This is a genomic window from Grimontia marina (genome assembly GCF_900060185.1).
GTDB classification, from domain to species: domain Bacteria; phylum Pseudomonadota; class Gammaproteobacteria; order Enterobacterales; family Vibrionaceae; genus Enterovibrio; species Enterovibrio marinus.
On sequence record NZ_FIZY01000020.1, the window covers coordinates 1 to 19,799 of the forward strand.

Here is a 19,799-nt window from a genome sequence, read left to right on the forward strand (position 1 = left end):
ACAATGAACAAGGATGCTATTGCGACTAAGCAGGCGCAGTTGTCTAAAAAATAGGGAAGCTGGTATTTCAGCTTCCCTATTTTTTGCTTGATTTCTTAATGGCAAAAACGGCTTTTTCAGGGCCGACGAAATTAGCTCGTTTATTCCTAACTTCAGAATAGTGACACAAAATAAATTATCCACTCTTCGCTATCTTAAAAGCCTACTCCGGACAAATGTGGTGTGAGACACTTCGCTATATCCAATATGAAGTAGAGACTGGGTTTGGGCTACACTGCCCCTAGCTGTTCAGCAAAAACGCTTTTCTGAAACTAAAGTGGTTTCGGAGTAGAACTCAAATGTCAAATTACCTGAGCCTGTAATGAAAAAGTTAATTGTGGACCTAGATCATACTATCACACTCGGTGATACAAACGACTACGAGAGAGTATCTCCAAATCTTCCTGTTATTGAGCAACTTCGCAACTACAAAAACCAAGGGTTTAGCATTGTAATTAGTACAGCACGTAATATGCGTACCTACGAAGGTAATGTGGGTAAAATCAATATACATACCCTACCAATCATCACCGCTTGGCTGGACAGGCATAATGTCCCATACGATGAAGTATTAGTCGGTAAACCTTGGTGTGGAAAAGAAGGTTTCTACATCGACGATCGCGCAATTCGTCCAAGTGAGTTTACCTCTAAAAACTTTGACGAAATCACAGCGCTTTTAGAGCAAGAAAAGGTGGAGATCCAAAAGCTATGTTCTTGATCGCATCAGGGGCATATTGCACGGCTGAGCTCCAGTCGGAGTTTGGCGCGCTTCCGCCAGCCTTTTTACCTCTCGGAAATAAGCGTCTCTTTCAGCATCAAATTGCTCGCATCCCCAAAGGCAAAAGTGTCTATATGACACTGCCCGAGAGTTTCAACGTCGATAAACACGATCTCAATTGGCTGGCTTCGAACAAGGTCAACATTTTATTTTTGCCAGAAGATCTTAGTTTGGGTGAATCTATCGTCGCAGCGCTTAATCTCATCGACTATCGCACAGAAGAAAGCCTGAGTCTTCTTTACGGTGACACACTTTTTCTCAATTACCCCGAGCAAGAAAATTGCATTGCTGTGAGCCATGTAGAAGATAACTATCAGTGGGCATACATCAATAGTGGTGATGAGCCTTGGCTGCAAGAGGGCTCAAACCTCCAAACTGAAAATACCCATTCAGTGGTAAACGGCTACTTTCAGTTTGAAAACCCTTCAGCACTTATTAAGTCCCTCATAGCTAAACGATGGCATTTTCTAGAAGGTGTGAATGACTACCATGCTAAGCACCCCATGAAACCACTGTATGTTGAAGATTGGCTGGATTACGGTCACATTCACACCTATTTTCACTCCAAAGCTGCGTTTACCACACAACGCAGTTTCAATGAGCTTATAATCTCTGCTGATTGCGTAAAAAAATCGAGCAGTAATAACAACAAAATTCAAGCGGAAGCCCTTTGGTTCCAGAATGTGCCGCCAAAACTACGAAAATTTCTCCCTCAATTGTTGGGCGTTGAACTGAGCAGTGAAAATGTGTCGTACGAGTTGGAGTACCTCCATCATACTGCACTGAACGAGCTGTTTGTTTTTGGTCGCCTGCCAGTCATGACATGGAAGCGTATTCTTGCTGGGTGCTTTGATTTTCTGGATACGTGTCAGCTTTATACAAACACTGACGACTCCTCTGACACACTTGATCGCCTATTTAAAGATAAAACCAAGGAAAGGCTGGCTTCATTTTGTGAGTCTTTTTCCATTGATAGCAACGCGGTTTGGCACGTAAACGGGCAATCCAAACACTCTATCGATAGTCTATTGGCTCTGGCGAATAAGCGCTTGCCAAAAGCTCCAGGGGCAATCAGTGTCATTCACGGCGATTTTTGTTTTAGCAATATTCTGTTCGATTTTAGAACATCGAATGTTAAAACCATCGACCCTCGCGGCTTGACGTCCAATGGTGAATTTTCAGTTTATGGCGATATACGGTATGACATCGCCAAGTTGAGCCATTCAATTATTGGTGAATATGATTGGATTATTGCAGGCTACTACACACTGACCCGCGAAGATTACAGCATTTCTTTCGAGCTTTCTTCAAGCGGTACACTGCATGAAATTCAAGCCATGTTTGTGGAAAAGATCGAGCAAAAATATGGTGTCAGTTATACAGAGTTACTTGCCATGCAGTTGCATCTTTTCTTATCAATGCTACCGCTGCACAGCGATGATGAAGCAAGGCAGTTTGCGTTGTTTGCCAATGCTTTCAGAATAGCCAATCTACTCGAGGAGTCTCAATCGTGATTGTTATACCAATGGCAGGCCTCAGCTCACGCTTTTTTAAAGCAGGTTATAAAGAGCCTAAATATATGCTCGAGGCGAAAGGCATTACTGTATTCGAACATGCCGTAAAAAGTTTCGAGCGCTATTTCAAGTCAGAGCCATTTCTCTTTATTGTTAGAGATGTTTTCGACACGCCTAAGTTTGTCTCAGAGAAGGCAAAGTCGTTGGGTATCAAAACATGTCATGTGGTTGCACTGGAAAGCGAGACACGCGGACAAGCAGAAACCGTTTTCCAAGGATTGAAGGGCTGCAGCGATGCCGCAGAGCCAATCACTATTTTTAACATAGATACCTTCCGCCCCGGGTTCGAGTTCCCTGCTGCTTTACTACCAAGTAAAGACAGTTATCTTGAGGTATTTCAAGGAAGCGGTGACAATTGGTCTTTCGTACTTCCAAAATGTAACGCCTCAACGGAAGTTACCGAAACAGCAGAAAAGCGTCCAATTTCAGATCTTTGCTGTACGGGTCTTTACCACTTTGCATCAACAGCAGATTTTCTTGAAGCGTATAATTTCTACTTAGAAAGAGAAGGCCTTTGGGAAAAAGGTGAGCTGTATGTCGCCCCGCTATACAATTACCTCATTCAGCAGGGCAAGTCAGTCCATTATCATCTCATTCCTAGAGAGGACGTCATTTTCTGTGGCGTACCCGATGAGTATGAAGCGTTTAAAACGATTAACGCTTAAAGGTCTGATAAAAAAAGCGGTATGTGTTTTCGACAGTGTTTCGAAAACACCTTACCGCTTTTTTTACATTAAACGGCTGAGGTTCAATGCCTGCCAGCTCTTTCCAGTCAGCCAAATCGTATTCGAATACCAGATTTCCGCGATTGTAAAAACGCTTCGTTGTATCCAGTCCAATTTCTTCCGGTTTTGCCACAATCAAGTTTGCAGCAATGCAACGCCCCCAAAAATCGCTTCCCAATCCCGCATCATCATTCACCCGGGTATTAATTTTTAAATCTAAACCCTTAAGTTCAGAAATCCATTTCAAGCATAAAAATTGCTCTGTCGCTGGAGGGCGACTTTTATAACCTGGCACAGGGTAAAAGTACTGGTCATCCAACAGCTTGCCTGACCATATTTTTAACAGATCGGAAGTAAGGCCAAAGTCGAACAAATCACTCTTGCAGAAGTAATTCGGTGCACCGCGATGATGGGAGATGAAAAAGGCACTGCTTGTTAAAACACGAGATTTAAACAAAGCATCTTCAGCTCTTCTATTAGCATTGTGGTATTGCTCAAAAAGCGTCACAAACCGCCGCCCAGAAAGAAGGTTATCGCTACGCAGTTTCACCGCATAGCGAGTTTTCACGGCTTTCAAGCCTTGGTGGGTACAGTACAACTGTCTGTTGTTGTTGAGGCGTTGTTCCACATCGTTATTGAAAACAGTGTTTTGCCCAGGGTCGTCAAGTTCAAGCAACACATCGTAATCGAGGTTATCAAACTTTTGATTTTTCCAAGTTGATAAAACAATCGTCGCACCTGGAAAATAACGTCTTACACTCTCCAAGCATCGCTGGGTTATCCCCGGGATCTGAGAACGGATATCACTGCCTTGAACTGGGCCTTGGACAACAAAGGTAATGTCTTCATCTTGGATCTTAGTGCTCATTAGCATTCATCAGCTCAACAACCAAATTGGCACAGTATTGAATATCGTTCCACCGAATACAATATCGTGATCACAGGGACAGCAATCATTGGAAATAAGAGCCTGTTCCAATCACGCAATATTGGTAACTTTTCATAACCTCCTTTCCTTGAGTGCATCTACTGGAGCTAAAATGGACCAACCCAATATCTCAATTATTTGCCCGTGCTATAACGAACAGAAATTGCTATAAACCTTTCACAAGCAAATCACTGAAATACTAGAACCGACCAGCTTTACCTATGAGTTGGTATTTGTAAATCATGGCAGTAAAGACAACACACTAGCCGTACTCAAAGATATGGCTCTCTTGGATAAGCGCGTTAAATTGCTGAACCTTTCCAGAAACTTTGGAAAGGAAGCTGCGCTCACTGCTGTCCACTTACCCTTTAACGAGGCAACACACGCTTTTGACGGTGTTGTAGGTTGAGACCCATGCGACAGTAAACACGGTACACGCATTTATGATTGAACCGCTTGTGCTTTCGCTTTATTAGCCAAAAACATTTCCAAAATCTGGCATTGGGCGCTTTTTCCAATACCGCATTAATTGCATCAGTAACTTCAACATCGTGAACACGCAAGTCCTTCATGGCATGGTTTTCGAGACTGACATCGTCTTCAGCTTGGCATTCTCTGCTTCAAGCTCTTTAATGCGCTTGAGCTCTGAAGCAGCCAAGCCACCATATTTGCCTTTCCAGTTGCAATAGGTCGCATTGCTGATGCCATGCCAGCGGCAAATATTATCCACTTTCACGCCTGCATCAGCCTCTTTGAGGATGGAGACGATCTGAGATTCGGTGAAGCGTGATTTTTTCATGGTGCTCTTGCTTTTATGTGGCAGAAAACTCCAGTTTAGACAGACTGTCTCAACATAAGGGGAGTAAACAATCGCGTTAATTCCGATCTTGGTTGCAGCAAAGCAATGGCGCGTTGAAATGCCAGATCGCCTCATCAAAGAGATTCTTTGGCTGGCTGCTTTTTTCATTGTTGTAAATCTTGTGGCCGCATGCGACAGCGAAAAGTACACCCACAAAGTCGATTATGCCGAACAGGTCGAAGTGCTTCTCACCCAGGAAGGTTTAACAAGACAACGATAGTTTTCGAGAAGGGGTTCTCTCTTAAGAGAGCCCTTTGTACACTAGCCTTTCAATTTTCAAAAAAGGCTCAGCCGTGCGCTTTCTCTATACTTTTTTATTGCTTATCGCCGCTCCGTTTCTGCTCTTTGGCCTATACCGCGCCAAAGATGGAAAACCCAAAGTTGGCAAACGTTGGGTTGAGCATTTTGGACGCACGCCACCTTTAAACGGGGAGAAGCCCATTTGGATCCATGCTGTCTCTGTCGGTGAAGTGATTGCCGCTAAACCCGTCATTCAAGCACTACAAAAACGCTATCCCAATGAAGCCATTCTGGTGACTACTACCACTGCGACAGGTGCAGAAATTGCCTCGAAGATTGAAGGTATAGAGCATAGGTACATGCCCATCGATTTTAGCATTGCGGTTAAGGGCTTTATCAAGTGTGTTGACCCAAAAATCATGCTGATTATGGAAACCGAGCTGTGGCCTAATACTCTGACCACAGTAAAAAAGGCGGGTATTCCCGTTGTTGTGATGAACGCGCGCCTTTCTGAAAAATCAAAACGCGGTTACCAACGAATCAAAGCGCTATTTAGAATACTTTCTGACAGTATTAATCATATTCTCTGCCAATTCGACGATGATGCCCGACGTTTTGTCGAGCTTGGTGTCAGCAAAGATAATGTTTCTGTTTCCGGTTCGGTCAAATTCGATTTGCCAGACTTTGACATCCACTCACCTGCAGTAACTGAGCTGAAGTCACAGCTTGCCCAAAGACCCGTTTGGATAGCCGCGAGTACACATCCCGGCGAGGATGAAATATTGCTGCACGCGCACAAGTTAGTGCTTGAAAGCCAGCCTGACGCTCTGATGATATTGGTTCCAAGGCATCCTGAGCGCTTTAGTGATGTATCGACCCTCGTCGAATCTCATGGGTTTTCGCTGGCAAGACGTAGCTTAGGGCAGGTAGTCAGCCCAGATATTCAGGTTTACCTTGGCGATACCATGGGCGAAATGATGAACCTCTTTGCAGCAAGCGATATGAGCTTTATGGCGGGGAGTCTTATTGGCGATAAAGTTGGCGGACATAACCTTTTGGAACCGGCTTCGCTGTCCAAGCCACTGGTAACTGGCCCAAGCTACTTCAACTTTCAAGTGATTGCTGAGCAGCTTATCGATGTCGGTGCATGCACGGTAAAAGAAAACTCAGCAGAGATAGCCGCTCAGATTGTCTCGCTGCTAAATAACAGTGAACAGCGTGAAAAAGCCGGCAAAGCTGCATTATCAGTGATGGAGAAGAACAAAGGCGCTGTCTCGAAAACGCTCGACACTGTTAGCCAGTGGATTGAAAGTTAATGGCCGTAGCCTTGAAGCAAAAACTGCCAGTCTGACTCCTGCCATTGGATTTGGCGTTTGCCCACCTCTTTACGAAACGATCGCTGCAAACGGCTCAAGTTTGCGGCTTTCCAACCCTCACCTGAGCGACGGTCGCACTTATCAAAGTCAATAAGCCAAAAAGCGTCTTTGTCGTCGTGCAGGATATTGTGAATGTTCAGATCAGTGTGACAAACGCCTGCATCATGGAGCTTTCGAACCAGCTTTCCCATGTCGCGATACTTGTCTTCAGTGAGCGGAGAGGCACTCAGCACATCAACCAAGTCTTTCGCACCATCAATCTTTTCGACCAGAATATCGGCTTGATAGGTCAGCCCGTCTTTCATCGCTCTTGCTGCCAAAGGGCGTGGCACAGGAATGCCCTGTTCACGCAGGTAATGGAGCAGGTTAAATTCCGCGGCAGAGCGAGTACTTTCCCACCCGGTAAAGAAATAACTGTCGCTAACCAATTTGCCAAATAATCCACCTCGGCGATAATGACGCAGGGCGGCAGGAACGGTTTCCGTTTTCACAAACCAGGTAGTGCCACGACCTGTAGCTGACCCGATCACCGCGCCTTTATCTTGCCAAAAAGCAATGTCGAAACTTTTCAATGCATCTTCTTGCAGCAAAGCCTCGTCGAACCAAACACGGACATTGTTATCAGCCAGCAATTCCACAGGCACTCCCATTAATCGGCCTATTCTCATCGAAGGCATTTTACATTGCAGATCGGCAACTGCATAATTTCAGGCAAGATAACCACATAAGCAGCATCATGGACCTTTTTTCCACCGCACCTCAGTCCCTTTGTGTCCTTCGTCTTTCAGCGATTGGTGATGTATGCAACGCAATGGCTGCCGTTCAGGCCATTCAATCTCAATGGCCCTATACCAAAATCACCTGGATAGCTGGCAAAGGAGAGGCCGCTTTGCTGACGCCTCTTTTACCCAATGTCACTATCATTGCCTTTGATAAGAAGCAGGGATTCAAGGGAATGAAAGCGGTGTGGCAATCACTGAAAGGGCAAAAATTTGATGCGCTTCTGCACATGCAAAGCGCCATTCGTGCCAGCTTGCTTTCAGTCGGCATCAAAGCCAAATACCGACTCGGTTTCGACAAAGTAAGAGCTAGCGACCTTCAATCCTTATTTACCAATGTCAAAGTGCCATCCCCCCAATCACTTCATGTTCTTGACGGCTTTATGGCGTTCACTGAAGCACTGGGGATCCAGCCCCAAACGCCAACATGGTCATTACCCATTGCGGATGAGAACCTCACTTGGGCAGAAGGCCAAATGAATGGGAAGCCTACCCTTGTGGTTGCGCCAGCAGCCAGCAAAGCATTTAAAAACTGGACCGCAGAAGGCTACGCGGGGGTCATCGAGCATGCATTACGTAAAGGTTTTGACGTTATCCTCGCAGGTGGTCCCGGAAAAATTGAGGTCGAGTTGGGCCAGACGATTGAACGCCAGCTATCGCAACCCGTTAAAAACCTGATTGGCAAAACCACCCTTCTTCAATTATTGGCATTGGAAAAACACGCTTCTTTGGTACTGGCACCCGACAGCGGCCCGGCTCACCTTGCCAATGCCGTAGGTACACCCGTGATTGGACTCTATGCTCATCACAATCCAGCACGAACTGGCCCTTATAACTGGCGACACTATGTGGTAAGTGCTTATGCCGAAGCGATAAAAGCGGAGACGGGTAAAACAGTCGAAGAGGTCTCTTGGCGCACCAGAGTGAAAGATGAAAACGCCATGAAACGCATTACGTTTGAGTCGGTTATAGCTCGATTCGATGAAGTCACCGAAAAAGAGGAACTGTTATGAGTCAGGCTCAACGCGCTACCATCAGCGCGATTATCATCACCAAAAATGAAGAGCAGATATTGCCTGAATGCTTCGCTTCTCTGGATTGGGTAGACGAAATCATTGTTGTCGATTCTGGCAGCACAGATAACACCATAGCTATTGCTGAAGCCGCGGGTGCTAAGGTCCATGTAAACGCAGAATGGCCCGGATTTGGTAAGCAAAAGCAGCTTGCACAGAGCCACGCCACCAAAGATTGGGTGCTGGCGATTGATGCGGACGAAGTGATCACTGACGAGCTTAAAAGAAGTATTCTTGACGTACTTGCTAACCCTCCGCAAAACACGCTATTTATTCTTCGCCGTACGACGTGGGTCTTTGGCCGATTCCTCAAACACTCGGGTTGGTACGACAAAATCGTGCGCCTGTATCCTCGCGAGCTAACTGGCTACAACGACGCACTGGTGCACGAGAAAATCATTGAGCCGGAAGGCTCTACCAAGCAAACGCTTAATGGCGATATGCTGCATTATTCTTATCGGGATCTTCACCAGTATCTGGTGAAGTCTGCATTCTATGCCAAGTCATGGGCAGACGGACGTCAGGCTCGGGGAAAGAAAAGCAGTATCAGCCAAGGAATTCTTCATGCATTGGGGTGTTTTCTTAAGATGTATTTGCTGAAACGTGGTTTCTTGGATGGCAAGCAGGGATTTTTAATTGCGGTGCTTTCAGCGCACTCCACTTTTGTGAAATACGCTGATTTATGGATCCGGGCTAACGACAGTCGCGCCGCTAAATAACGCGCCCCAGGAAATTCTTCACGTCTGGCAGAATGGCTTCGATTGCAACCTTAGACATGTCTGCCGCCTCTTCCTTGTCTTTCGCTGCTGGCGGCGCAAACGCAATATGGCGCCCTTCACTATTGATCGGTTTCCAGCGAAGTGGTGTGGCGCTGCGTTTGGCAGGGAAAAAGCCGATGGTTGGCACATCAACCGTGGCTGCTATGTGCAAAGGCCCTGTGGAACCTGCAATAAATGCATTTGCGCATGCGATGGATTGGGTGAAATCCTGCAAGCCGTCGTTCTTGTCATAGACGACAGCGTGAACCGACTTTTCCGCTAGCAGGGATTGCAGTTCCGCAGCTTTCTTTTCTTCCCCTGGACCCGCGGTAAGTACCACTTCAATTTCTTTATCTGAGGCAATACCAACGACCAAATCTGTGTACTGTGTCAGTGACAGGTTGTTCGCTGAGCCGCCACTCCCTGCATGTACATAAAGCCAAGGTTTATCGGCGCTGAGTCCTAATGCCGCTGAGAGTTTCTGCTTTTGCGTTAACAGTGTTTCGTGCGAAAAAGACAGGTAAGGCGCACTAACTTCTTTCGCCTCCACGCCCAGCTTCGCGAGGAAAGCACGCACGAGATCGAGGTTGTATTCAAACTCAGGCTTAGCCGATTGTGAACGACGCTGCGTCACGCGGTGATTGTAGAGAAACTGGGAGATTTTCGTGGCTGGTGCCAATCGGAAAGGAATGCCAGCTCTCCAGACCAGCAAAGCGTTGTAGCTGTCTGAAAACAGACAAATTGAAGCATCAAACTGCTCGGCTTTAATTTGGCTGACAAGCTCTTTCTTATTCAGCTTATCCGCTTTCTTGCCACAATCTACCAGTACCTTGTCAATCGAAGGACAAAGCTCAGCTAACGCTTTGGTGTAGGACGGCACCAAAGCGGTAATTTCTGCGTCTGGCATAGATTGCTTCAACATGGCAAATGCCGGCCATGCCAGCATAAAGTCGCCAATTTTATCGTTTCTGATGACAAGGATTTTTTTCATTATCGCTACCTAACGCCAAGACTCCCTCGATCATACCTGATGAACGGCTTGTCGCTAAGCGTTGGATGGAAAGAAAAAGTGTCGGATCTGTTGGTATTTTCATCATCTTGGGTTGTAGTAGGGAATCAAATTCCACGAGTTTTTGATAGCATGTCGCCAGTTTAGAAAATTGCAGGATACGACTGTGAGCAAGAAAGCCATTACCCGCGTGATCTATCCGGGTACTTTTGATCCGATTACCAATGGCCACGTTGATTTGGTTGAGCGTGCGGCTTCGATGTTTGATGAAGTCGTCGTGGGTATCGCTGCCAGCCCAAGCAAAAAGCCCTTGTTTGACCTTGAAGAGCGTGTCCAATTGGCAAAAGCGGTAACCGAACATCTCGACAATGTCAGCGTGGTGGGTTTTTCAGGCCTTTTGGTGGACTTTGCCAAACAGTATCAGGCAAATATCCTTGTACGCGGACTTCGTGCAGTCTCCGATTTTGAGTATGAGTTCCAGTTGGCGAACATGAATCGCCGTTTGATGCCGGAACTTGAAAGCGTCTTTCTCACGCCGTCTGAAGAAAACTCGTTTATCTCTTCCACGCTGGTGAAAGAGGTAGCCCTTCATGGCGGTGACACCAGTGGTTTTGTTCATCCTAAAGTGCTCAAAGCATTGAAATCTCAACTGAAGAAATAACAACGACAAAGCCCGCTCAAGCGGGCTTAGTTATTTTTGGCACTCGGGACAAAACACCGTATTTCGCTGCCCAATCTTCACGCTCTCAAGCTCAGTGCCACACTCTGGGCACGGCTTACCTTGCCTGCCATACACCAACAACTCTTGCGCAAAGTAGCCAGGCTTGCCATCAGCTTGAGTGAAATCTTTCAGCGTCGTGCCACCTTGTTTGATGGCAGTCACCAAAACGCCTTTGATGTCTGCCGCCAACATATTGGCTTCTTCGAGGCTAAGCTGTCCTGCTGGACGCTTTGGGTGGATTCTAGAGGTGAACAGAGATTCATTGGCGTAGATGTTCCCCACCCCGACGACGACGGCGTTATCCATAATAAATTGCTTAATAGCCGTACGTTTCCCCTGCGCCCTTTCAAACAGATATTCACCAGTAAACGCGTCAGTGAGTGGCTCGGGACCGAGTTTCTCTAAAGCTGGATGATCACCGCCCTTTTCCTGCCAAAGCCACGCGCCAAATCGACGCGGATCGTTGTAGCGAATCACTTTTCCATTGGAGAGGTGTAAATCGACATGATCGTGCTTATCCGGCGCTGTCGCCTTTGGCAATACTCGTAAACTGCCGGACATCCCCAAATGCACCAGCGCATAGCCAATATCGGTTTCCAGTAGCAAGTACTTTGCGCGGCGTTTCACTGCACGAATTGTTTGACCTTCGATGTCAAATAAGGTGTCCGGAACAGGCCAACGCAACTTGGGCTGTCTGACCTCCAATTTGGTGACCACCTGATCCGTCGCATGGGGCTTAATACCCATACGGCTCACTTCAACTTCCGGTAATTCTGGCATCCTGCTAATTCTGGTTGGCAAATGGGAACAGGTAGTTTGGATCAACTGAGACCGCAAGCCAACGGTTTTCCCAGTTTTGGATGAGCCAGAATTGAGGCAATTGATAATAGGTCAGACGTAAGGGCTCAACAGCTTCACCTCTATCCACCACCAAAGTCGCCGGCTCACGAAGACTAGGTTTTAACTTGTCGTAGGTGTCCGTGTCGATTTCTGTGCCAGACAGGTTAATCCATCGGTTTGCTAACTCAGTGGCTGAGATAGAGAGCTTTGTATCGGTTTGCCATGGCATGGCATTGGTGAGGGTAAATTTTGGAAAGCGCAGCGCTTTGACTTCCACATCGGATGGCATCAAAGCAATAATCCCATCAGGAAGGACTTGTTCAACCGGTTGTTCAGCCTCACTTTCTGCCAGTTGGCTTCTGAGATAGGTTGGCAGGTTTATCAGTGTAATAAACGCCAAAATCCCCAAGATAAGGAAGTTGTTGAATGTTCTGCGGGACGGTGTAGCCATCACTCACTCTTAGTATCTTCAATCGTCATTCTCAGTGTACACCTAAACAGACTAAAAATACTCGCATTCAAAAGTCATCAAGCTGTTTGGATGTCTGTCGAAGCCACTGATTTACAGATATAAAAAAACCCAGCCAAAGCCGGGTTCTTTATCAGAGGCGAAAACCAATTACTTGATTTTTGCTTCTTTGTACATAACGTGTTGACGAACAACTGGATCAAATTTCTTGATCTCGAACTTGCCCGGCATGTTACGTTTGTTTTTATCAGTAGTGTAGAAGTGACCAGTACCAGCAGATGATACCAGGCGGATCTTCTCACGAATGCCTTTAGCCATTCTTTAAGTCCTCTTAAACGTTCTCACCACGGGCACGGATATCTGCCAGAACAGAATCAATACCTTTCTTGTCGATGATGCGCATACCTTTAGGGGTAAGACGCAGTTTAACGAAGCGGTTTTCGCTTTCTACCCAGAAACGATGAGTTTGCAGGTTCGGCAGAAAACGACGCTTGGTGGCGTTATTAGCGTGAGAGCGGTTGTTACCAACTACAGGACGCTTGCCAGTTACTTGGCATACTCGTGACATGAATGTCTCTCCAAATCGTTTCAGCTCGATATCAACCTTGTCCGCCAGTCCTGCAAACAAGGTCAGGCTCTACGTCAAGGCTATCAAAGGTGGCGCATTATACTAACTGTCTTTCCATTGCTCAAGTCCCGAGCAGATCCTTTTGACAGTTTTTGATCGTTTTTTAGCAACCTAGGTGGCGTTGACCTGAGGTAAACCTCACTCGTCCCCAGAAAAAACGCCATGTAAGCAGCTTTCTACCGATTTAGAGAGAAGGTGTTAAAGACGACCAGAGTAAGTGAATACTCTTAAATCCAACCACGCTCGGCGAAAGATACCACATCCCCGTCCCCAATCACCATATGGTCGAGCAATCGAATGTCCATTAAAGCTAATGCATCGCCGATTCTGTTCGTAATGTGACGGTCCGCAGCACTGGGTTCAGCAACCCCTGACGGGTGGTTATGGGCCAGAATCACTGCATTGGCGCCTAAATCCAGGCACCGCCTTACCACTTCTCTTGGGTAAACACCCGCCGCATTGATCGTGCCTTCAAATAAAATTTCGTCCTTTATCGGACGGTTTTGATTATCAAGGTATAACACCAAAAAGGCTTCACGCGGACGATCGCGCAATTTAACAGAGAGATACCTTGCTGTGTGTGCCGGGCTAGAAAGTGCATCTTCCCTTGCCAGTGTCTCGCCAAGATGACGCTTGCTGAGTTCAAGAACAGCCTGAAGCTGTGCATATTTTGCAGACCCTAACCCTTTGCGTTCGCTAAACTGCTTTAATTCAGCCTGCATCAATCCCCGCAGTGAGCCAAAGTCTTCCAAAAGGTAGCTGGCCAGTTCAATCGCATTCATGCCCTTCACACCAGTTCGAAGGAAGATAGCCAGAAGCTCAGCATTGGTCAGAGATTCAGAACCTCTCGCCAGTAACTTCTCCCGAGGCCGACATTCTTCCGGCATATTTTTTAAAGACATGACACTCTCTATTCTGGGAAAAGCCACAAGCGTCAGCTGCCCTTAAAAAATCGTCAACTGAAGGAATATCAACATGCGACCAAAGCATCTCTCCGCCTTCAGTATTTGGACGCACAATTACATTTCGACTTGTTATACATCTACTTTCACATTCATCGGAGCGTAAGAGGCGCTTACCTAGTCTTTTGTGTTATCTTTCGATTAATTATGCATCGGCTAGTTAAGTTATGGTTCAGAAAATCACTCAGACCCTGTCGGGCAAACGGATTGTGTTAGGTATCGGCGGCGGTATTGCTGCTTATAAATGTGCGGATCTGACACGCCGCCTGATTGAACGTGGCGCAGAAGTTCGTATCGTAATGACCCACGCGGCAAAAGAGTTTATCACGCCGCTAACTATGCAGGCGGTTTCGGGCCACCCTGTGTCTGACAGTCTGCTTGACCCTGCCGCTGAAGCCTCAATGGGGCATATCGAAATCGCAAAATGGGCGGATTTAGTTTTACTAGCACCCGCCACTGCTGACCTAATTGCTCGCGTGTCTGCGGGTATGGGCAACGATCTTCTCACCACACTATGTTTGGCGACAGATGCGCCAGTTGCGATTGCGCCAGCCATGAACCAGCAAATGTATCGCGCGGTTGCCACACAGGAAAACCTAGCGACCCTCAAGCGTCGCGGCTACCCAATCTGGGGACCAGCAAGCGGTGAACAAGCCTGTGGCGATGTTGGCCCAGGACGTATGCTGGAGCCTATGCAGTTGGTCGGTTTGGTTGAAGACCACTTCACTGAGGACGAACTCACAGGCACTTCATTTCTTATTACTGCAGGGCCAACCCGCGAAGCCATCGACCCGGTTCGCTACCTCACCAACCACAGCTCAGGCAAAATGGGTTATGCCATTGCTGCTGCTGCTGCAAAGCGAGGAGCGAACGTCACTCTGGTCAGTGGCCCTGTGAATCTACCCACTCCTGATGGCGTTAACCGTGTAAACGTGGAAAGTGCCCAAGAAATGCATGACGCTGTCCATGTCCACGCTTCCAGCCATCAAATATTCATCGCCTGCGCGGCAGTCGCCGATTTCAGACCAGCCAATGTGGCCGACCAGAAGATGAAGAAGAAAGACGGTGAAGATGATATGACAATCTCGCTGGTCAAAAATCCTGATATCGTCGCTTCCGTTGCATCCATGAAAGAGAATCGTCCTTTTACCGTCGGCTTTGCTGCTGAAACCCAGGATGTGGCGCAGTACGCACGCGCTAAACTACAGAAGAAGAATCTGGATCTGATTTGCGCCAACGATGTCTCCAGGGAAGGACAAGGTTTTAACAGCGACCAGAACGCACTTCACCTTTATTGGTCGAAAGGCGACAAAGCACTCCCACTGGCAAGCAAATCAGACATTGGCAACCAGCTTGTCAGCGAAATTACAGCACTCTACAACATCAAATAAGTACACAGCGGAACTAGGTTATGAAAAAAATCGATTTGAAAATCCTCGACCCACGCGTCGGCAACGAATTTCCACTGCCAGCTTACGCCACAGAAGGCTCCGCAGGTTTGGATCTTCGCGCCGCACTGGACGCTCCGCTGACACTGGAGCCAGGCCAAACTGAGCTTCTGCCAACTGGCCTCGCAATCCACATTGCCGATCCTTCTCTCGCAGCCACTATCCTCCCTCGCTCAGGTCTAGGCCATAAACACGGCATCGTGCTGGGTAACTTGGTTGGCCTCATCGATTCAGATTATCAAGGCCAACTCATGGTTTCATGCTGGAACAGAGGCAATACAACCTTTACCATTGAACCAGGTGAGCGTATTGCGCAACTGGTTTTTGTGCCAGTTGTACAGGCCGATTTCAATATCGTTGAAGACTTCGATGCCACAGAACGTGGTGCCGGAGGATTTGGACACTCAGGTACAAAATAACAGCGATAACGCGGTGAAAAGTCAGAAAAATGCCACATGAGTGTGGCGTTTTTTATGCCGTATTCACGGTTTCGGGAATTACTGTAGGCTTCACCTGCAATCAAGGTGCATTATTCTTTTAATACAGAGAGGCCATCGTTAATATAGCGCCTCTTCAGCCTAGATTTCGGGTCAGTGACCCCAAGAACAATAAAGGAACCATCTATTCATGGCTGGCCAAAAAAAGCAGAATCGCAGAGAGGAAATCCTCCAGGCCCTGGCTCAAATGCTGGAGTCCAATCAGGGCAGTCAACGCATTACCACCGCTAAACTTGCTGCGCAGGTAGGCGTTTCTGAAGCCGCGTTATACCGCCACTTCCCAAGCAAAGCGCGTATGTTTGAAGGTTTGATTGAGTTTATCGAAGAGTCACTGATCACCCGCATCAACCGTATCCAAAGCGATGAAAAAGATACGATGACACGTCTACGCTTGATCCTTCAATTACTGTTAGTTTTCGGTGAGCGCAATCCAGGACTGACGCGGATCATGACTGGACATGCCTTGATGTTTGAGCAGGACAGACTGCAAGGTCGCATCAACCAACTGTTCGAAAAAATCGAGAGCCAACTGCGTCAGGTACTTCGTGAACGCCGTCTACGTGAGGGTAAAGGCTTCACGGTTGATGAGACCGTGTTGGCTGCGCAACTCCTTGGACAAGTGGAAGGTAGTCTGAACCGATTCGTGCGTTCAAACTTCAAATACGCGCCAACCGATGAATTTGATCAATACTGGCAACTGTTGAGTGCTCAACTGAACTGATTGAGCCGCTAAAAACCTAAAGGCTGCATTATGCAGCCTTTAGGTTTTTGTGGAACAGGTTAGATACCGTATTCCGCGCGATATGCTTTTACTGCACCCAATTGTTCTGGGTTACCGCCCTGCTCTTCCAGATACGTCACCAAATCGCCAAGGCTGATAATGGAAACCACCTGACAGCCAAAGTCTCGCTCGACTTCCTGAATAGCAGAAAGCTCACCTTTACCGCGCTCTTGACGGTCAATCGCCACCAACACACCGGCCAAATCAGCACCGTTCGCCTGAATGATTTCCATCGACTCGCGAATCGCCGTACCTGCAGTGATCACATCATCTACCAGCATCACACGGCCTTCCAGCGCACTACCGACCAGATTGCCACCTTCACCGTGATCTTTGGCTTCTTTACGGTTAAAACAGTATGGCGTGTCCACATCGTGGTGTTCAGCCAGCGCAACCGCTGTGGTGGTCGCAATGGGAATGCCTTTGTACGCGGGACCAAACAGCAGATCGTATTCAATACCTGCCTCAACCAGCGCTTCGGCATAGAAACGGCCTAGACGCGCCAAATCCCTGCCTGTGTTGAACAGACCGGCATTAAAGAAGTAAGGGCTCTTACGACCCGACTTCAAAGTGAATTCACCGAACTTCAAGACTTCTTTTTCCAATGCGAATTCGATGAACTGACGCTGATAGGCTTTCATTTTCTCTCCTGTCGAACAAAAGTCGGCTAGCTTGCCGGTTTTACCCGAGGCGCATCCGCCTCACTCAAAATTAGGTTAAAAAAAGCGGCTCCAATAGAAGCCGCTTTCTCATCAATCAATTAACGTTGCTTTCTGAATCGCTACAATGTCCTGAATGCCTTGGGTTGCCAAAGACAACATGGCATTAAGCTCATCGGCAGTAAACGGTTCTGCTTCTGCAGTACCCTGCACTTCAATCATGCGGCCATCTTCCAGCATCACCACGTTCATATCCGTGTCTGCTGCCGAGTCTTCTACGTATTCCAAATCGCAGATTGGCGTACCTTCAAAGATACCCACAGAAACAGCGGCAACATGACCTTTCATTGGGTTCTCTGCCAGTTTGCCTTCGCTAACCAGCTTGTTCAGCGCATCGGCCATCGCCACACTTGCGCCAGTAATGGATGCTGTGCGGGTACCGCCGTCAGCCTGAATAACATCACAGTCAACGGTGATGGTGAAATCGCCCAGCTTTTCAAGGTTCACGGCAGCGCGCAGGCTGCGGGCGATCAGGCGCTGGATTTCCATGGTGCGGCCACCTTGCTTACCATTTGCCGCTTCACGACGGTTACGAGTGTGGGTCGCACGTGGTAGCATGCCGTACTCAGCGGTGACCCAACCTTGTCCTTTCCCTTTCAGAAAACGCGGCACGCCTTCTTCAACACTTGCGGTACAGATAACTTTGGTATCACCAAATACCACCAGCACAGAACCTTCCGCATGGGCGGTAAAATGACGGGTAATTGTGACTGGACGAATTTGACCAACTTCTCTGCCGCTAGGACGCATAGGATTCACCTTGTTTATAAATGCTGAATTTCGTTAACCGGCGATTATAACGGCTTCACCTTTTACACGCTAATACAATGCGATCTTGTCAGCTTTTTTCTTCTGTTTCCCGTCATGCTGCTGACATAAAAGGCAGCGACTGCGTATAATCATCGCAACTTTCAGCAATGAGTGAACTTCAATGATCCACAGTATGACTGCCTACGCCCGTCGGGAAATCAAGGGCACATGGGGCACAGCCGTTTGGGAAATCCGCTCGGTTAACCAACGTTACCTCGAAACCTATATCCGCATGCCAGAGCAGTTCCGTGGCCTTGAACCTATTATTCGTGAGCGATTCCGCTCCCGCCTTGCACGCGGCAAGGTGGAATGTAACCTGCGCTTTGAAGCCAATAAATCAGCTAACACTGAGCTCAAAATCAATGAAGAACTGGCAAAACAAGTGATTCACGCGGCTAAGTGGATCAAAGAAATGTCCGGCGAGGGCAATATTGGTCCTTTTCAGGTACTGCAGTGGCCGGGTGTGATGGAAACCCCAGAGCAGGACATGGATGTGATCAACAAAGCCTTGCTGGAAGGTTTCGACAAAACCGTTGATGACTTTATCGCTGCCCGCGCCAGCGAAGGCGACAACATGAAAGCGCTGATTGAACAGCGTCTGGAAGGCATTGCTGCTGAAGCGGCGAAAGTACGTGCGAAAATGCCGGCAATCCTGCAGTGGCAACGTGAGCGACTGCTGACCAAGCTGGAAGAAGCAAAAGTCGAACTGGACGCCAACCGCGTAGAGCAGGAAATCATCTTGGTGGCTCAGAAATCTGATGTCGCGGAAGAGTTGGACCGCCTTGACTCCCACGTATCAGAAACCAAGAAGATCCTGAAAAAAGGTGGCGCTTGTGGTCGTCGCCTGGACTTCATGATGCAGGAATTCAACCGCGAGTCGAACACGCTGGCTTCAAAATCCATCAGTACGGATATTACCGCTTCTGGCGTTGAGCTAAAAGTGCTGATCGAGCAAATGCGCGAGCAGATCCAGAACATAGAGTAATCAATACGAAAAGCTGAAGAGCCCGGTCTTTGTGCCGGGCTTTTTGTTCCTGCTTTAGGTTGCTGCCATTAATGGGTTATCCTAAAAGTGGAATTCAAATTTTACGCGGGTCATGGTACCCTTTGCGACCTTTAACCTCACAGTGATCAAGACCATGAGCCAAGGTACGCTTTACATCGTTTCAGCGCCAAGTGGTGCCGGTAAATCAAGCCTGATTGCCGCATTACTTAAAGACAATCCTCGTTATGACATGAAAGTGTCTGTTTCTCACACCACCCGTGCATCTCGTCCGGGCGAAGAGAACGGTGTTCACTATCATTTCGTGTCAGTTGAGGACTTTAAAGCGCTGATCGAACAAAAAGCCTTCCTGGAATACGCCGAAGTATTCGGTAATTTCTATGGCACATCACGCCTGTGGATTGAAGAAATGCTGTCAAAAGGCGTCGATATTTTCCTCGACATCGACTGGCAGGGCGCTCAGCAAATTCGCGAGAAAATGCCGAACGCAAAAAGCATCTTCATTCTGCCGCCAAGCCGTGAAGAGCTTGAGCGCCGCCTGAATGCGCGCGGTCAGGACTCTGATGAGGTCATCGCAAAACGCATGGAAGAGGCCCGTTCTGAGATCTCTCACCATAACGAGTATGATTACGTTATCGTGAACGATGATTTCGATGTGGCTCTGATGGATATCAAAGCCATCCTTCGCGCCGAGCGAATGAAGCTAGACAAGCAATACAGCCGTCACCACGACATGATTGACAGGCTGTTGGACTAATAAGCACTCTGACAACGAAAGATGTT

Annotated in this window: 25 protein-coding genes and 1 pseudogene; 14 read left to right on the plus strand and 12 right to left on the minus strand. The window is 47.6% G+C overall.

Going from position 1 to position 19,799, the window contains the following annotated elements:
- Nucleotides 1-183: hypothetical protein (locus GMA8713_RS28090; RefSeq protein WP_232314422.1), on the minus strand; the 183-nt coding region annotated here is incomplete at its 3' end.
- 178 nt (nt 184-361) lie between these two features.
- Here GMA8713_RS28090 and GMA8713_RS11695 point away from each other — a divergent pair.
- From GMA8713_RS11695 to GMA8713_RS11705, 3 genes are read left to right on the plus strand one after another with little or no spacing between them, the layout of a single operon-like run.
- Entirely contained in the window at nt 362-757 is a 396-nt protein-coding gene (locus GMA8713_RS11695) for an HAD family hydrolase (protein ID WP_062709678.1), read from the plus strand.
- Nucleotides 748-2,331: an aminoglycoside phosphotransferase family protein gene (locus GMA8713_RS11700; protein ID WP_062709682.1), complete on the plus strand. Its 1,584-nt coding sequence runs from the start codon at nt 748-750 to the stop codon at nt 2,329-2,331. The genes GMA8713_RS11695 and GMA8713_RS11700 overlap by 10 nt, the downstream gene beginning before the upstream one ends.
- Entirely contained in the window at nt 2,328-3,056 is a 729-nt protein-coding gene (locus GMA8713_RS11705; protein WP_062709685.1) for a glycosyltransferase family 2 protein, read from the plus strand. Before GMA8713_RS11700 ends, GMA8713_RS11705 begins: the two co-directional genes overlap by 4 nt.
- Here GMA8713_RS11705 and GMA8713_RS11710 read toward each other — a convergent pair.
- Nucleotides 3,046-3,984: a WavE lipopolysaccharide synthesis family protein gene (locus tag GMA8713_RS11710; RefSeq protein ID WP_062709688.1), complete on the minus strand. Its 939-nt coding sequence runs from the start codon at nt 3,982-3,984 to the stop codon at nt 3,046-3,048. The genes GMA8713_RS11705 and GMA8713_RS11710 overlap by 11 nt on opposite strands.
- Nucleotides 3,985-4,240: 256 nt before the next feature.
- Here GMA8713_RS11710 and GMA8713_RS28095 point away from each other — a divergent pair, with 256 nt between their 5' ends.
- Nucleotides 4,241-4,453, plus strand: a complete 213-nt coding sequence (locus GMA8713_RS28095; protein ID WP_084387716.1) for a glycosyltransferase — start codon at nt 4,241-4,243, stop codon at nt 4,451-4,453.
- Here the strand turns inward: GMA8713_RS28095 and GMA8713_RS28100 are convergent.
- Nucleotides 4,416-4,843: pseudogene (locus GMA8713_RS28100) on the minus strand (transposase); the annotation flags it as partial. The gene GMA8713_RS28095 and the pseudogene GMA8713_RS28100 overlap by 38 nt on opposite strands.
- A 118-nt stretch (nt 4,844-4,961) precedes the next feature.
- Here GMA8713_RS28100 and GMA8713_RS27700 point away from each other — a divergent pair.
- Entirely contained in the window at nt 4,962-5,123 is a 162-nt protein-coding gene (locus tag GMA8713_RS27700) for a hypothetical protein (protein WP_198159491.1), read from the plus strand.
- A gap of 73 nt (nt 5,124-5,196) precedes the next feature.
- Entirely contained in the window at nt 5,197-6,459 is a 1,263-nt protein-coding gene (waaA, locus tag GMA8713_RS11720; RefSeq protein WP_062709889.1) for a lipid IV(A) 3-deoxy-D-manno-octulosonic acid transferase, read from the plus strand.
- Here the strand turns inward: waaA and GMA8713_RS11725 are convergent.
- The gene (locus tag GMA8713_RS11725; protein ID WP_062709691.1) at nt 6,456-7,157 is read right to left on the minus strand and encodes a 3-deoxy-D-manno-octulosonic acid kinase; all 702 of its coding nucleotides are present in this window, start codon (nt 7,155-7,157) and stop codon (nt 6,456-6,458) included. The genes waaA and GMA8713_RS11725 overlap by 4 nt on opposite strands.
- A gap of 98 nt (nt 7,158-7,255) precedes the next feature.
- Here GMA8713_RS11725 and GMA8713_RS11730 point away from each other — a divergent pair, with 98 nt between their 5' ends.
- The gene (locus GMA8713_RS11730) at nt 7,256-8,311 is read left to right on the plus strand and encodes a glycosyltransferase family 9 protein (RefSeq protein ID WP_062709694.1); all 1,056 of its coding nucleotides are present in this window, start codon (nt 7,256-7,258) and stop codon (nt 8,309-8,311) included.
- Nucleotides 8,308-9,090 (plus strand): glycosyltransferase family 2 protein, encoded by a 783-nt coding sequence (locus GMA8713_RS11735; RefSeq protein ID WP_062709697.1) that lies wholly within the window; start codon nt 8,308-8,310, stop codon nt 9,088-9,090. Before GMA8713_RS11730 ends, GMA8713_RS11735 begins: the two co-directional genes overlap by 4 nt.
- On the opposite strand, the gene GMA8713_RS11740 is transcribed toward GMA8713_RS11735, so the two are convergent.
- Nucleotides 9,083-10,120, minus strand: coding sequence for a glycosyltransferase family 9 protein (locus GMA8713_RS11740; protein WP_062709699.1), 1,038 nt, complete (start codon nt 10,118-10,120; stop codon nt 9,083-9,085). The genes GMA8713_RS11735 and GMA8713_RS11740 overlap by 8 nt on opposite strands.
- Nucleotides 10,121-10,304: 184 nt before the next feature.
- On the opposite strand from GMA8713_RS11740, the gene coaD reads away from it, so the two are divergent.
- Entirely contained in the window at nt 10,305-10,799 is a 495-nt protein-coding gene (coaD, locus tag GMA8713_RS11745; protein WP_062709702.1) for a pantetheine-phosphate adenylyltransferase, read from the plus strand.
- Between the two features lie 30 nt (nt 10,800-10,829).
- On the opposite strand, the gene mutM is transcribed toward coaD, so the two are convergent.
- The 5 genes from mutM to radC all read right to left on the minus strand — a co-directional run bounded on the left by mutM (nt 10,830) and on the right by radC (nt 13,698).
- Entirely contained in the window at nt 10,830-11,639 is an 810-nt protein-coding gene (gene mutM / locus GMA8713_RS11750; protein WP_062709704.1) for a bifunctional DNA-formamidopyrimidine glycosylase/DNA-(apurinic or apyrimidinic site) lyase, read from the minus strand.
- 4 nt (nt 11,640-11,643) lie between these two features.
- Nucleotides 11,644-12,150, minus strand: coding sequence for a hypothetical protein (locus GMA8713_RS11755; protein ID WP_062709707.1), 507 nt, complete (start codon nt 12,148-12,150; stop codon nt 11,644-11,646).
- A gap of 168 nt (nt 12,151-12,318) precedes the next feature.
- Nucleotides 12,319-12,486 carry a 50S ribosomal protein L33 gene (gene rpmG, locus GMA8713_RS11760; RefSeq protein WP_002535344.1) on the minus strand — a complete coding sequence of 56 codons (168 nt, stop codon included), beginning with the start codon at nt 12,484-12,486 and terminating at the stop codon, nt 12,319-12,321.
- 13 nt (nt 12,487-12,499) lie between these two features.
- Nucleotides 12,500-12,736, minus strand: a complete 237-nt coding sequence (rpmB, locus tag GMA8713_RS11765; protein ID WP_046307935.1) for a 50S ribosomal protein L28 — start codon at nt 12,734-12,736, stop codon at nt 12,500-12,502.
- Nucleotides 12,737-13,023: 287 nt separating this feature from the next.
- The gene (gene radC, locus GMA8713_RS11770; protein ID WP_062709710.1) at nt 13,024-13,698 is read right to left on the minus strand and encodes a RadC family protein; all 675 of its coding nucleotides are present in this window, start codon (nt 13,696-13,698) and stop codon (nt 13,024-13,026) included.
- A 227-nt stretch (nt 13,699-13,925) separates the two neighbouring features.
- On the opposite strand from radC, the gene coaBC reads away from it, so the two are divergent.
- From coaBC to slmA, 3 genes are all read left to right on the plus strand, one after another.
- Nucleotides 13,926-15,149 carry a bifunctional phosphopantothenoylcysteine decarboxylase/phosphopantothenate--cysteine ligase CoaBC gene (gene coaBC / locus GMA8713_RS11775; protein WP_062709714.1) on the plus strand — a complete coding sequence of 408 codons (1,224 nt, stop codon included), beginning with the start codon at nt 13,926-13,928 and terminating at the stop codon, nt 15,147-15,149.
- A gap of 20 nt (nt 15,150-15,169) precedes the next feature.
- Nucleotides 15,170-15,625: a dUTP diphosphatase gene (dut, locus tag GMA8713_RS11780; protein ID WP_062709718.1), complete on the plus strand. Its 456-nt coding sequence runs from the start codon at nt 15,170-15,172 to the stop codon at nt 15,623-15,625.
- 208 nt (nt 15,626-15,833) lie between these two features.
- Nucleotides 15,834-16,424, plus strand: coding sequence for a nucleoid occlusion factor SlmA (gene slmA / locus GMA8713_RS11785; RefSeq protein ID WP_062709721.1), 591 nt, complete (start codon nt 15,834-15,836; stop codon nt 16,422-16,424).
- Nucleotides 16,425-16,483: 59 nt separating this feature from the next.
- Here the strand turns inward: slmA and pyrE are convergent, their stop codons facing one another.
- Nucleotides 16,484-17,125 carry an orotate phosphoribosyltransferase gene (pyrE, locus tag GMA8713_RS11790; protein WP_062709724.1) on the minus strand — a complete coding sequence of 214 codons (642 nt, stop codon included), beginning with the start codon at nt 17,123-17,125 and terminating at the stop codon, nt 16,484-16,486.
- Between the two features lie 111 nt (nt 17,126-17,236).
- A complete protein-coding gene (gene rph / locus GMA8713_RS11795; protein WP_062709727.1) occupies nt 17,237-17,953 on the minus strand; it encodes a ribonuclease PH in 717 nt (238 codons plus the stop codon).
- Nucleotides 17,954-18,134: 181 nt separating this feature from the next.
- Here rph and GMA8713_RS11800 point away from each other — a divergent pair, with 181 nt between their 5' ends.
- Together GMA8713_RS11800 and gmk are read left to right on the plus strand one after the other, a co-directional pair.
- Nucleotides 18,135-18,998: a YicC/YloC family endoribonuclease gene (locus tag GMA8713_RS11800; RefSeq protein ID WP_062709730.1), complete on the plus strand. Its 864-nt coding sequence runs from the start codon at nt 18,135-18,137 to the stop codon at nt 18,996-18,998.
- A gap of 154 nt (nt 18,999-19,152) precedes the next feature.
- Nucleotides 19,153-19,773, plus strand: a complete 621-nt coding sequence (gene gmk, locus GMA8713_RS11805; protein WP_062709892.1) for a guanylate kinase — start codon at nt 19,153-19,155, stop codon at nt 19,771-19,773.
- Nucleotides 19,774-19,799 lie beyond the last annotated feature (26 nt).

Bases quoted from the DNA above. Each gene is read 5' to 3' on its own strand.
- rpmG (WP_002535344.1), bottom strand. From the start codon at position 12,486: ATGGCTAAAGGCATTCGTGAGAAGATCCGCCTGGTATCATCTGCTGGT.
- GMA8713_RS11700 (WP_062709682.1), top strand. From the start codon at position 748: ATGTTCTTGATCGCATCAGGGGCATATTGCACGGCTGAGCTCCAGTCG.
- GMA8713_RS11740 (WP_062709699.1), bottom strand. From the start codon at position 10,120: ATGAAAAAAATCCTTGTCATCAGAAACGATAAAATTGGCGACTTTATG.
- rph (WP_062709727.1), bottom strand. From the start codon at position 17,953: ATGCGTCCTAGCGGCAGAGAAGTTGGTCAAATTCGTCCAGTCACAATT.
- GMA8713_RS11710 (WP_062709688.1), bottom strand. From the start codon at position 3,984: ATGAGCACTAAGATCCAAGATGAAGACATTACCTTTGTTGTCCAAGGC.
- pyrE (WP_062709724.1), bottom strand. From the start codon at position 17,125: ATGAAAGCCTATCAGCGTCAGTTCATCGAATTCGCATTGGAAAAAGAA.
- rpmB (WP_046307935.1), bottom strand. From the start codon at position 12,736: ATGTCACGAGTATGCCAAGTAACTGGCAAGCGTCCTGTAGTTGGTAAC.
- GMA8713_RS11755 (WP_062709707.1), bottom strand. From the start codon at position 12,150: ATGGCTACACCGTCCCGCAGAACATTCAACAACTTCCTTATCTTGGGG.
- GMA8713_RS11695 (WP_062709678.1), top strand. From the start codon at position 362: ATGAAAAAGTTAATTGTGGACCTAGATCATACTATCACACTCGGTGAT.
- GMA8713_RS27700 (WP_198159491.1), top strand. From the start codon at position 4,962: ATGCCAGATCGCCTCATCAAAGAGATTCTTTGGCTGGCTGCTTTTTTC.
- mutM (WP_062709704.1), bottom strand. From the start codon at position 11,639: ATGCCAGAATTACCGGAAGTTGAAGTGAGCCGTATGGGTATTAAGCCC.
- gmk (WP_062709892.1), top strand. From the start codon at position 19,153: ATGAGCCAAGGTACGCTTTACATCGTTTCAGCGCCAAGTGGTGCCGGT.
- dut (WP_062709718.1), top strand. From the start codon at position 15,170: ATGAAAAAAATCGATTTGAAAATCCTCGACCCACGCGTCGGCAACGAA.
- slmA (WP_062709721.1), top strand. From the start codon at position 15,834: ATGGCTGGCCAAAAAAAGCAGAATCGCAGAGAGGAAATCCTCCAGGCC.
- GMA8713_RS11800 (WP_062709730.1), top strand. From the start codon at position 18,135: ATGATCCACAGTATGACTGCCTACGCCCGTCGGGAAATCAAGGGCACA.
- coaBC (WP_062709714.1), top strand. From the start codon at position 13,926: ATGGTTCAGAAAATCACTCAGACCCTGTCGGGCAAACGGATTGTGTTA.
- radC (WP_062709710.1), bottom strand. From the start codon at position 13,698: ATGTCTTTAAAAAATATGCCGGAAGAATGTCGGCCTCGGGAGAAGTTA.
- GMA8713_RS11735 (WP_062709697.1), top strand. From the start codon at position 8,308: ATGAGTCAGGCTCAACGCGCTACCATCAGCGCGATTATCATCACCAAA.
- GMA8713_RS11730 (WP_062709694.1), top strand. From the start codon at position 7,256: ATGGACCTTTTTTCCACCGCACCTCAGTCCCTTTGTGTCCTTCGTCTT.